Genomic DNA, 12,198 nt, shown 5'->3' on the forward strand with positions numbered 1-12,198 from the left:
TTAAACATTCAATCATTAAAAATTGAAAGCAGATTTACCAGAAAATATAGTTGAAGATATCGCAATGGCCGTTGTACTGATGAGCGAAACGCCGGAAGTTAAAAACTGGACTGTCTATTTGGTTAACTTAAAAAATGAGCCGATTACCAATGTGTTGATCAGCTCTAAAGGTTATGGCGAAAAAGATGGCAAGCAGGTTAAAACTTCTGTTTTGCGACATTTCATCGGCGATATGGCTGCACAGGACTTTAAAGGTGTAGAAGCCATTGATCCGGAAGTTTTTGGCTTAACCAACGAATACTGGCTGAGTTATTATATAGGTTCTACCATCTATGATAAGAAGTTTATCTTTCTTCCGGAAAGCATCATTGATACCAATCTGATTAAAATCCCATTGGTGAATAGACCGGGAGTAATGATTAAATAAAAAGTAAAAGAATGAGGGTGTAGGAGGTTATCGATTAATGGAAAATAGCCAGGTATCAGGACTTTAGACGCTAACGTTAATTAAAGCACCTAAAACTGTAAACTAAAGGACTCAAGACTCCGAACTCTAGACTCAAGACTAATTAAGGCACCCAGGACTCAAGACTCCAAACTCAAGACTAAACTAAGGCACTTTAACTGCTTGCCTGCCCAGCAACTTCCACCCTGCCTTTTCTTTAGACCAGATGAGCAGGATATAAAGATTTACACTGCCCTTAATGCCCTTATCATTTGTTTGCGCCATCAATTTATGACGAACCAGTGCTGTATTACCTTGGACGATGGTTTTAGGATCAGCTATTATGATATCATCTAAAAAATCTGATTCACCAGAAAGTAATGAATGCATAAACTCCTGCTTATTTTGAATTTTTCCGCTAGAATGGCCGTAACTCAGATTGTTTAAAAGCAGCTGATCCAATTTAGTGCTATCTGGCGTAACCATTAACGCTAATAATTTGCTTACCGCCTGATCAACCTCCTTTTCAGCATTTTTTTGTTGCGCAAAAGAGCTAACAGCGACAAACATCAGGCATCCAAAAATCAATATTCTTTTCATTATATCTGGTTTAGGAGATTTAAGATGTAAACATATCTAAATCATCCTATATCAACAAATAGAAAAAGGAATAAACATTTTATGTGTTAAGTATTGATTGGCATTTAATGATTACATTCATTGATGATAAAACTGAAACAATCAAGACTATTAAAAGCTACAGAATCATTCTAATTGCGTCTTACTTTTCAACATCATTCTTTTTCAGCTGAATTTTATTTAATTTCCTCCACCTAAAACATTATTCCAAAATGGAGCAACCATCTACCTACCAATCATCATCCAAAAAGAAATTCATTTTTATAGGTCTCTTAGCAGTTTCTATTGCGGCAATCATCTTTATTTATTTCCGCCACAAGAAAAAATCAAATGACGACAATCAGGCCTATGCCAAATACATCGAGGCATATACCTCCGGTACAATATCTAAAAAAAGTTTCATCCGTATTCACCTGGCGAATGCAGCAACGGGCATGCAGGATTTGGGAAAGGCAGACTCCCGGGAGTTGTTCGATTTCTCGCCATCTATTTCTGGAAAAACTTATTGGATTGACCCACAAACGGTCGAATTCAGGCCGGATGAAAATCTGAAACCAGGCAAGGAATACGAAGCAAGCTTCAAATTATCAGAAGTTTCTGCAACGGAAAAAGGACTGGAAGATTTTGATTTTGAATTTAAGGTGATTACACCTGGCATCATGCTTACGCAGAATGGCCTGGTGTCTCAAAACAATACTTCGCTGGAGTATATGAAACTGACAGGCGAAGTGGCGACAGCAGATGCAGAGGAAACCGCGAAGATTGAAAAAGTCATTACCCTTGATTTTGACCAGAAATTAAAAATAAAATGGCAGCACGATCCTGCAAAAAACATATCAAAATTTACGGTCGACAGCATCAAGAAAAAAGCAACAGATCAAACCCTTAAATTAGATTGGGACGGTGATGAATTGGATGCAGAACAGAAAGGTAAAGAAGAAATCCGCATACCTGCTTTAAATAAGTTTGAAATTCTGGATATGAAAGCCATTCAGGGCGAAGAAGACTATGCCCTGGTACAATTTTCTGAACCCATTAGTGTAGGTCAGGATTTAACAGGTATGATTGCGCTTGGAAATTTAAGTGATTTAAGGTTTACGATAGATGCCAGCCAGGTAAAGGTGTATGCTGCAGAAGAACTCAAAGGAAATTACACGTTAAATGTGAACAACGGCGTTGAGAATATTAATGGCAAAACATTAATGGGCGGTAAAACTGCCAATTTGGTTTTTGAAGATAAATTACCCGCCGTAACCATTGCAGGTGCAGGTACAATTCTACCTAATTCAAGCAAACTTGTACTGCCTTTTGAAGCCATTAACCTTAAGGCTGTAGATGTGACTGTCATTAAAATTTATGAAAACAATATTCCGCAATTCTTTCAGAGCAATAGTTACCGGGATGGAAACGAGCTCAGAAGGGTAGCTAAACCTATTCTGCAGAAAACCATTCGCCTGGATGAAGACAAATCTTTAAACCTGCATAAAAAGAATCGGTTTACGCTTGACTTAGATAAGATGATCCGTACGGAACCTGGTGCCATGTACCGGGTAACCATCGCGTTCAGAAGGGAATACAATGCGTATAACTGTAAAGCCAATGATGAAAAAGAGGAAAGCGATGGTGAGGATAGCTATTATGGTGAGAACGAAGGATATGGTGAAAAAATTGATGAGGATGACGATTTCTGGCAACGCTATAATAACTATTATCCTACCAATTACCGCTGGAATGATAAGGATAATCCTTGTACGCCATCTTTTTATACCAATCAGCGTTGGGTAAGCAGAAACTTACTGGCTTCGAATATCGGCTTGGTTGCAAAAAGAGGAAATGATAACAGCATGCTGATTGTGGCAACAGATTTGTTAACTGCCAAGCCATTAAGTGGTGTCGATTTGGAGTTGATGGATTACCAGAAGCAGGTCATTTTTACAACGAAGACAGATGGTGATGGCTTTGCGCGTTTTGACTTAAAACGCCAGCCTTTCTTGTTGATTGCCAAAAACGGTTCTGAACGTGGATATTTAAAACTGGATGACGGCAGTTCGCTCCCGTTAAGTCGTTTTGATGTAAGTGGTGATGTAGTGCAAAGTGGTTTAAAAGGATTTATTTATGGAGAACGCGGTGTCTGGCGACCTGGAGATAGTTTGTTTGTCTCTTTCGTACTGGAAGATAAACTCAAAAAACTACCGGCCAATTATCCGGTTACCATGGAATTTTATAATCCAAAAGGGCAATTGTATAAACGTCTGATTAATGGCAAACCGTTAAATGGTTTTTACACTTTCAAAACGGCAACCGAAAATACAGCACCAACCGGGAACTGGATGGCGAAAGTGAAGGCTGGCGGTGCAACTTTTACCAAAACCCTCAAAATTGAAACGGTTATGCCAAACCGGTTAAAGATTGATTTCAATGTAGGCAACAGGCCTTACCTTACCACCGGAACTTCCGCTGCTACCCTATCGGCTAAGTGGCTGTTCGGAGCAGTTGCTCAGAATTTAAAGGCCAAAGTGGATGTTAACCTGAATACCACAGAAACTAAATTCAAAGGTTTTGAAGGCTTTAGCTTCGATAACCCTACGGTTAACTTTGAATCGCAGGTGAAAACCATTTTTGAAGGCACACTAAATGCTGCAGGAAGCGCACAGGTGAATACCAATTTAAATGAAAACAACACCGCCCCTGGTGTTTTGAGGGCTAATTTTACTACAAAGGTTTTTGAACCGGGTGGGAATTTCAGTATTGATAATTTTAGTATTCCTTATCACGTATATAAGAGCTATTTGGGTATTCGTCCGGAAAAAGGAGATAAACTCAGTGGCATGCTGGTTACCGGCAAAGACCATAAAATTGAAATTGTAAATGTAAATACAGATGGAAAATTGCTTTCTGGCAGTAAAACCGTTCAGGTAGAACTGTATAAAACACAATGGCGCTGGTGGTGGGAACAGGATGATCAGTATACCTACGCCAACTTTACGCAAAATCAATACAACAAGCTGGTAGAAACACACCAGGTAAACCTCTCAAATGGAAAAGGCAGCTGGAATTTAAGAATTAATGAACCGGAATGGGGTCGGTATTTAATTTTAGTTCGGGATGCAAATGGTGGTCATGTAACCGGAAAATCTGTTTACGTGGATTGGCCGGGATGGGCACAGCGCGAACAGGGTTCAAATCCAACAGAGGCCTCTATGTTATCATTCACCGCAAATAAAGAGAAATTTACGGTTGGTGAAGACATCACCTTAACCATTCCTACTGCCGAAAATGGCAGGGCATTGGTATCTATTGAAAATGGAAGCCGGGTTTTAAAAACCTTCTGGATTGATACCAAAGCCGGACAAACACAATATAAATTTAAGGCAGAGAAGGAAATGGCACCCAATGTTTTCGCAAACATTACATTGTTACAGCCTCATGCACAAACGGTTAATGATTTACCGATCCGGATGTATGGTGCGATTCCAATTTTGGTGGAAGATCCACAAACCATTTTGAAGCCTACTATTAAAATGCAGGATAAGATTAAACCTGAAACGGAAAACACCATTACCGTTGGAGAACAGAATGGAAAGGCCATGACCTATACCATTGCACTGGTTGACGAAGGCTTACTGGATTTAACACGTTTCAAAACGCCGGATCCACATGGTGCATTCTATGCCCGTGAAGGATTAGGTGTTAAAACCTGGGATTTATTTGATTATGTTTTAGGTGCATGGGGTGGAAACCTGGAAAGAATTTTAAGTATTGGTGGAGATGGCAGTATCAATAAAAACCTAAATCCGGCAAAGGCTAACCGATTTAAAGCCGTGGTTAAATATATGGGACCATTTACGATCGGTAAAGGTGAAAGCAAAACCCATAAATTCAAATTGCCACAATATATTGGTGCCGTAAGAGCAATGGTTGTAGCCGGACAGGATGCAGCTTATGGCTTTGCAGAAAAATCAGTTCAGGTGAAAAAGCCTTTAATGGTTTTAGCAACATTGCCACGGGTAATTGGTCCGGGTGAAACCTTTACCTTACCGGTTACCGTTTTTGCAACAGAAAAAAATCTGAAAAATGTTTCTGTTCAGCTTCAGGCAAGTAACCTGATTGTTCAGGGTACCAATAAACAACAGCTTTTCTACAAGCAAACTGGAGAGCAAATGGCTTATTTTGAAGTAAAAGCTCCGAATACAATTGGCATTGCTAAAGTAAAAGTTATTGCACAAAGTGGTGGTGAGCGAACTGACTATGATGTGGAAATGGATATTCGAAATCCAAACCCTTATGTAACCAATGTGGTATCTGCGACCGTTCAACCTGGTCAGAAATGGGCGGTAAATTATGCCCCTATCGGGATGACCGGAACAAATTCAGGTGCACTTGAGGTATCTTCTATCCCATCGATTGACCTGAAGAAACGCCTGAGCTATCTCATTCAATATCCACATGGATGCATTGAGCAAACTACGTCAGGTATTTTTCCGCAATTGTATTTAGATCGGTTAAGTCCGTTGAATGAGCAACAAAAAGCCATGACGGAGAAAAATATTAAAGCTGGAATTAACAGAATAAAAGGATTCCAAACCACTGATGGTGGGTTATCTTACTGGCCTGGCGAAGGAAATGCAGATGAATGGGGCAGTAATTATGGTGGCCACTTTTTGGTTGAAGCACAAAATGCAGGCTACACCTTACCTGTCGGATTGCTGGAAGATCTGCTGCGTTATCAAAAAACAAAAGCGGCTAACTGGGCACCTAACAGCAATAATTTTTATGGTGGAGATTTATCTCAGGCTTATCGCTTGTATATGCTCGCACTTGCAAAAAAACCAGAAATGGCTGCGATGAACAGGTTAAAAGCATTCGAATACTTATCCGTTTCAGCAAAATGGCGCCTGGCTGCTGCTTATAAATTGGCCGGACAAAATGATATTGCCCAAAGCATGATTCGTGGATTAGACACTTCCATCCAGCCATACAAACAGTTAGGAGGAACTTATGGCTCCGATGTTCGTGACGAGGCAATGATCCTGGAGACGTTAACGCTGCTTGGTCAAAAAGCCAGGGCAGGAAGCTTGTTGCAACCCTTAGCAGCCAAATTAGGCGAAAACTCCTGGTATAGCACGCAAACCACTGCATACAGTTTACTGGCTATTGCCAAATTCTGTGGTACCAATCAATCATCGAATAAATTACAATATCAATATGTTTTAGACGGAAAAACCGCAGCAGTTAATTCTGGTCAGTATTTAACCAGCACGGCAGTAAACTTTAAAGGAAATACGGCCTCTGTTACTAATAATGGTAAAAACGTAGTATTTGTACGTTTGGTTTTGGAAGGACAACCTGTCGCAGGTCAGAATAATTTCTTACCAAACCGACCTGAGGTATTGGACATGAACGTAATTTACAAGCGTTTAAACGGAAAGGTTTTAGATCCAACGACATTGAAACAAGGGACCGATTTTTATGCTGAAGTAACGGTTAAGAATCCGGGAAGAATGGGATATTATGAGCAAATGGCTTTAACGCAGATTTTCCCATCCGGATGGGAGATTATCAACTCCAGGGTCAATGATAATCAAAGCATCCTGGCCTCCTCTCCTTTCACTTATCAGGATATTCGGGATGACCGCGTTTTCACTTACTTTAACATTCGTGAAAATGAAAGTGTAGTCTATAAGGTATTGCTTAATGCTTCTTATTTAGGGAAATATTATTTATCAGCCGTTCAGTGCGAGGCCATGTATAATATTGATATTTCAGCAACGCAAGATGGTAAATGGGTGCAGGTAGTGAAATAGCCTGTTTCATTTATTCCTATCTTCAAACCTCACAGGTTTTAAAAACCTGTGAGGTTTCTAATTTTATAAAATAGTATGTATAAAACACCAAAAGCATTTCTTATCACAGATATCATTTGCATCATCTTGCTGTTGGTGTTTTTATTGCTTTTACCTTCAAAACTTTTTAAATCTCCAACCTCTTTTGTGGTAGAGGCCAGTAATGGAAATCTACTGAGTGCAGCCATTGCCAGCGATGGCCAGTGGCGTTTTCCAGTGGCTGATTCTGTGCCTGTAAAATTCAAGGATTGTATTATTGCATTTGAAGATAAACGATTTTACAATCATTTTGGTGTTGATTTCCTCGCCATGAGCAGAGCCATGCGGCAAAACTTTCGGGCAAAAAGTGTAGTGAGTGGTGGCAGTACCTTAACCATGCAAGTGATCAGATTATCAAGAAAAGAAGATAGAAACATATGGCAGAAGATTTATGAAATGATCCTCGCCTTCAGGCTGGAACTCAAATATTCCAAACAGGAAATTATTGGTTTATATGCTGCCAACGCACCTTTCGGTAGCAATGTAGTTGGATTGGAAGCTGCAAGCTGGCGTTATTATGGCCGTAATGCAAAAACACTCTCCTGGGGTGAAATGGCTACCTTAGCTGTTTTACCCAATAGCCCGTCATTGGTTCACCCCGGAAAAAATTCAAACCGGTTAATCAAAAAGCGAAATGATTTATTAGATAGGTTAGCAAAGCTTAAGTATATAGATCAGGGAACGGCAAACCTGTCAAAGCTGGAACCTATTCCTGGAAAGCCCATGCCCCTGCCACAAAATGCGCCGCATTTGCTAAATCGATTCAAGGCAGAAAGAGCGAGTTTGGAAATTAATTCTACCCGAATTACCACAACGCTGAATGAGGATATACAACTTAAAGTGAACGCCATTCTAAAACGCTATAATAATCGTTATCGTTCAAATGACATCAATAATATTTCTGCATTAATTCTTGATGCCAAAACCGGTACGGTGGTCAGCTATGTAGGTAACATTTATCAACCTGAAAATACAGAACTGCTTAGTCATGTAGATATGATCAAAGCATCAAGAAGCCCGGGAAGCACTTTAAAGCCATTGCTCTACGCCAGTATGTTAAACGATGGCTTTATTCTGCCGCACACCCTGATTCCGGATGTGCCCACGCAAATTGCTGGTTATTCCCCTCAAAATTATGATTTGGGTTATGATGGTGCCATTGCCGCCGATAAGGCTTTAAGCCGCTCATTAAATATACCAGCAGTGAAAATGCTGCAGCAATATAAGTATGAAAGGTTTTACGATAAGCTTAAAAAACTTGGGATCGGAACATTAAATCAACCGGCAGATCACTATGGTTTATCTCTTATTTTAGGCGGCAGCGAAGTAACCATGTGGGATCTGGCAAATACTTACATGGGGATGGTGAGAACTTTGAACCATTTTAATGCCTATAAGGGATTATACGACCCTAATGATTATAAGCAAGCAACCTATTATCATCCTAAGAAAGATCCTGACAAAGATTATGAACGTAACTCTTTTTTAGATCATGGAGCTATTTGGGCAACATTTAATGCTATGGAAGAAGTCATGCGTCCGGGCGATGAAGGCTTATGGGAACAATTTTCTTCATCGCAAAGAGTAGCCTGGAAAACAGGTACAAGCTTTGGCTTTCGCGATGCCTGGGCATTAGGCTTAACGCCCAGTTATGTTGTTTGTGTGTGGGTGGGCAATGCAGATGGAGAAGGCAGGCCAGGTTTAGTAGGCATAGAAGCTGCCGCTCCGGTTTTATTTGATCTGTTCAGGTTATTGCCTAATGGAAAATGGTTTGAAACACCTAAAACAAAACTTAAAAAAATCAAAGTGTGTAAGCAAAGCGGTTACAAGGCCGGAGAATATTGTCCCGATGTGATAGAAGATTGGGTACCAGTTGCCGGAGAAAAAACCGCTGTTTGTCCCTTTCATAAAATTATTCATTTAGACAAGACCGGAACTTATCGTGTTACTGATCAATGTGAAAGTGTAACCAGCATGCAGCATAAAAGCTGGTTCATTCTTCCCCCGGCTATGGAGTATTATTACCGGATTAAAAACAGTGACTATAAAAATTTGCCACCTTACCTTCCTGGTTGTGATCTATCCGGTGGAAATAATGTGATGGAGCTCATCTATCCAAAAAATGGCGCTTCAGTTTATATTCCGCTTGAATTAAATGGAACACGGGGAAAAATCGTTCTAAATGCAGCACATCGAAATCAAGGTTCTAAAATTTACTGGCACATAGATCATGAATATATCGCTACCACCACCAATTATCACCAATTGGCTGTTAGTCCGCCGCCAGGAAAACATACACTGACTTTGGTAGATGAAAATGGAGAAAGACTGGTGCAGGTTTTTACAGTGATGGATAAAGATAAAAAGAAATAGCGAGGTTATATCTTGGGAAGTTTTAACTGCAAAAAAAGAAGATTTCCGCAAAGAATAAAAAATTAGGCCGGTTATTTTTTCACCACAGGATGGTAAAGAGATTTACACAGCGCACACCAAGAACTTGTAAAAGAAATAAAATTTGAGCTCGATACGCGCTATATCTCCGTTTGCTTCACCACCAATTCCCGCACCACTGTTCCATAAACGATCAGGTATTGCGCTAACATATAGCTGGCCATGATTAGTATGCCTGCCTGCGGAATAAGCCTGCTAAACTTATTAACTGCCAATACACTATCTGATAAAAGAAAGAGTAATGCACCCATCAACACCAACTTAAAACTACTTAAATTCACTTTCCCATAACGGTTAAGTGCCATAATCGCCATGAATGTAATGATGATGGCATACATTAAAATAGCAAACTGCCAGGCACCAAGATGAGGTTGTAAGTAAAAGAATAAGCCCATACAGAAGATAATTAATGCACCTGCACCCCACAAAAAAAACGGACTTCTAAACTCTGGATTAGATTTATGATCAAGTGTAAAAGCCCTGATATAGAAGATGTGACAAAGCAGAAATGCAAACAGTCCATAATTAAAAAAGCGTCCATTCCCTGCTGGTAACATTAAAAAAATATCACCAGCCAAACTGAAAATTAATCCTGTAAATATTCTTTTATGGAAACGGCCTTTAAGATGAGTAGCTACATACAACCAAATCAATAATATCATTATGATGAATGGTTTAGAAACTTGGCTCAACAAAATATGTCCTGCTGTTTCTGCATACAACTGAACAAGATATACTAATGAAAAAATGAAGGCAAAAAGTTTAGTTTTCATTAAAATTTACGAATTGAAGAACAAATTTAATGTTAATACTTAATGCCAGGAAATGGTAATGAAGGTATTCTGGTTAGCAAACCTGGCGAAGTTTTTTTGCCTTAATCTCGCCGCCCTCCTGAAGTCCAAAAATTAACATTAAAAATTCATCAGTTTCCTGAATGGCAATATTAACCACCACACCTGATAATCCACTTTCATCACTTATAGTATCACCCACCTTAATTTCCAGTAGTGTTGATGTTGGAATGTTATCATTTAAAACAGTCATGATATTGATATATTTATATAAATTAATTTGTCGGTAAAACAAGCTTAATGAGCTACATTTTAAATTTCACAGGAAAATAAAATATTCTTTAGGCCAGCTTCCCCTTAAACGCTGGCAAAATTGAACATATTTTTAATAAGGCAAAGCATTAATCGTAAAGAAATTTGGTTTTCTTGACAAGCCAGTGAGACGGCTTTTGAGAAAAATGCACCAACACCGTTTTACAGCGAGATCGAAAACGAAATGTATTTTAAGCTAAAGGCCTTCACAAAAATGAATGGCCTTTAGCAAAATATTGTATTAAACGGTTAAAAGTGAGGGCTTCTCATGGTAGGTTCTCCATAGCAGTTCACCAAATAAGGTGTTCGACCAGGCAAACCAGTCACGGGTAAATTTAGCCGGATTGTCTTTATGAAAAGATTCGTGCATAAAACCTTTGCCGGCATGAGTTTTTTGTAAAGTACTGATACAATATTTGATTTCTGCATCATCTTTTGATGTTAATGCCCTCATCGTAATGCTCATTGGCCAGATCATATCCTGACCAACATGTGGTCCGCCTATTCCTTCAGCAGCAGTACCCTTAAAAAAGTATGGATTATCTTTAGACAACACAAATTTCCTTGTGTTTTGATAAATCGGATCATCGGCACTCATCGCACCAAGATAAGGCAAACTTAACAAGCTGGGTACATTAGCATCATCCATCAAATAATTACTTCCAAAACCATCGGTTTCAAAAGCGTAGATTTTGCCATATTTTGGATGCGCCACAATTGCATGCTTTTGCAAAGCCGCATTTACCTCATCCGCCAGATTAAGCAAATTGCTTTCCAAAGTTTGATCACTTTGAAGTGCCTTAATCATTTCAGCTGCTTGCTTCAGACTGGATACGGCAAAGAAATTTGAAGGTATTAAAAATGGAAAAATGGTTGCATCATCACTTGGGCGAAAGGCCGAACAAATCAATCCTACCGGATTTACGGGAAAACCATATCCAGCCATTGGTAGTGAATCTGTTGGTTTGTTGGTTTCACGTTGAAAATGATACGGGCCGTGATCCGTTTTACGTTGCTGCTCTTTAAAGGTTTTTAGAATGGTTTCTATACCCTTCTTCCAATTGGCATCAAATGGTGCTTTATCACCTGTTTTTTTCCAATAATGATAAGCTAAACGAATGGGATAACATAACGAATCGATTTCCCACTTACGCTCATGTACACCTGCCTGCATGGCGGTATCATCTGTTTTCCATTCACCAACTTTATTGGCATCGCCATAAAAAGCATTGGCATAAGGATCTTTCAGCACACATTTCGTTTGATGATTGATCACTCCGGCAATTAATTTCTTAAGGGCTTCATCTTCATTTACGAACTGTAAATATGGCCAAACCTGAGCCGAGCTGTCCCTTAACCACATGGCATCTATATCTCCGGTGATCACATAAGTATCCGGACGACCATTTTTTTCTGAATAATAAACGGTAGTATCTAATGTATTCGGAAAGCAATTTTCAAATAGCCAGACCAGCTCAGGATTTTTAACCTTCGACTGGAAAGTTTTTATAGCATCATCTACAGCTTTACTTTGAAAATGCCTTTTTCCTGCCGGAACGCGAACTACCGGAAACGCCGGAGCAAAGTCTGCGGCAAACGAAAACTTGGACGCCACTACTCCTGCTCCAAGCAAGCCTGTATTTTGAATAAATGTTCTTCTTTTCATTAATTTATATTT

The 12,198-nt window shown here is 39.4% G+C and carries 7 protein-coding genes; 3 read left to right on the forward strand and 4 right to left on the reverse strand.

The features are described 5' to 3' along the window. Positions 1-22 precede the first annotated feature (22 nt). Entirely contained in the window at positions 23-427 is a 405-nt protein-coding gene (locus tag CBW18_RS17660) for a hypothetical protein (RefSeq protein WP_088302682.1), read from the forward strand. A 183-nt stretch (positions 428-610) separates the two neighbouring features. On the opposite strand, the gene CBW18_RS17665 is transcribed toward CBW18_RS17660, so the two are convergent. Next, complete coding sequence (locus CBW18_RS17665; protein WP_253249079.1) at positions 611-1,045, reverse strand: nuclear transport factor 2 family protein; 435 nt, start codon at positions 1,043-1,045, stop codon at positions 611-613. Between the two features lie 251 nt (positions 1,046-1,296). On the opposite strand from CBW18_RS17665, the gene CBW18_RS17670 reads away from it, so the two are divergent. Together CBW18_RS17670 and pbpC are read left to right on the forward strand one after the other, a co-directional pair. Beyond that, positions 1,297-6,888 carry an alpha-2-macroglobulin gene (locus CBW18_RS17670; RefSeq protein WP_088302686.1) on the forward strand — a complete coding sequence of 1,864 codons (5,592 nt, stop codon included), beginning with the start codon at positions 1,297-1,299 and terminating at the stop codon, positions 6,886-6,888. Between the two features lie 75 nt (positions 6,889-6,963). Continuing rightward, entirely contained in the window at positions 6,964-9,339 is a 2,376-nt protein-coding gene (gene pbpC, locus CBW18_RS17675) for a penicillin-binding protein 1C (RefSeq protein ID WP_088302688.1), read from the forward strand. Positions 9,340-9,497: 158 nt separating this feature from the next. Here the strand turns inward: pbpC and CBW18_RS17680 are convergent, their stop codons facing one another. The 3 genes from CBW18_RS17680 to CBW18_RS17690 all read right to left on the reverse strand — a co-directional run bounded on the left by CBW18_RS17680 (position 9,498) and on the right by CBW18_RS17690 (position 12,186). After that, on the reverse strand, positions 9,498-10,190 hold the full coding sequence (locus tag CBW18_RS17680; protein ID WP_088302690.1) for a lysoplasmalogenase: 693 nt from the start codon (positions 10,188-10,190) through the stop codon (positions 9,498-9,500). Between the two features lie 73 nt (positions 10,191-10,263). Beyond that, positions 10,264-10,461 (reverse strand): hypothetical protein, encoded by a 198-nt coding sequence (locus CBW18_RS17685; RefSeq protein WP_088302692.1) that lies wholly within the window; start codon positions 10,459-10,461, stop codon positions 10,264-10,266. A 300-nt stretch (positions 10,462-10,761) separates the two neighbouring features. Continuing rightward, positions 10,762-12,186, reverse strand: coding sequence for a glycoside hydrolase family 125 protein (locus CBW18_RS17690; protein WP_088302694.1), 1,425 nt, complete (start codon positions 12,184-12,186; stop codon positions 10,762-10,764). Positions 12,187-12,198: the final 12 nt, after the last annotated feature.

Origin of the sequence: Pedobacter sp. AJM (assembly GCF_002197755.1) — a bacterium.
Taxonomy (GTDB): domain Bacteria; phylum Bacteroidota; class Bacteroidia; order Sphingobacteriales; family Sphingobacteriaceae; genus Pedobacter.

Excerpts from the sequence above, each read along its gene's own strand:
- CBW18_RS17665 (WP_253249079.1), bottom strand. The coding sequence starts at position 1,045 with ATGAAAAGAATATTGATTTTTGGATGCCTGATGTTTGTCGCTGTTAGC.
- CBW18_RS17670 (WP_088302686.1), top strand. The coding sequence starts at position 1,297 with ATGGAGCAACCATCTACCTACCAATCATCATCCAAAAAGAAATTCATT.
- pbpC (WP_088302688.1), top strand. The coding sequence starts at position 6,964 with ATGTATAAAACACCAAAAGCATTTCTTATCACAGATATCATTTGCATC.
- CBW18_RS17680 (WP_088302690.1), bottom strand. The coding sequence starts at position 10,190 with ATGAAAACTAAACTTTTTGCCTTCATTTTTTCATTAGTATATCTTGTT.
- CBW18_RS17685 (WP_088302692.1), bottom strand. The coding sequence starts at position 10,461 with ATGACTGTTTTAAATGATAACATTCCAACATCAACACTACTGGAAATT.
- CBW18_RS17690 (WP_088302694.1), bottom strand. The coding sequence starts at position 12,186 with ATGAAAAGAAGAACATTTATTCAAAATACAGGCTTGCTTGGAGCAGGA.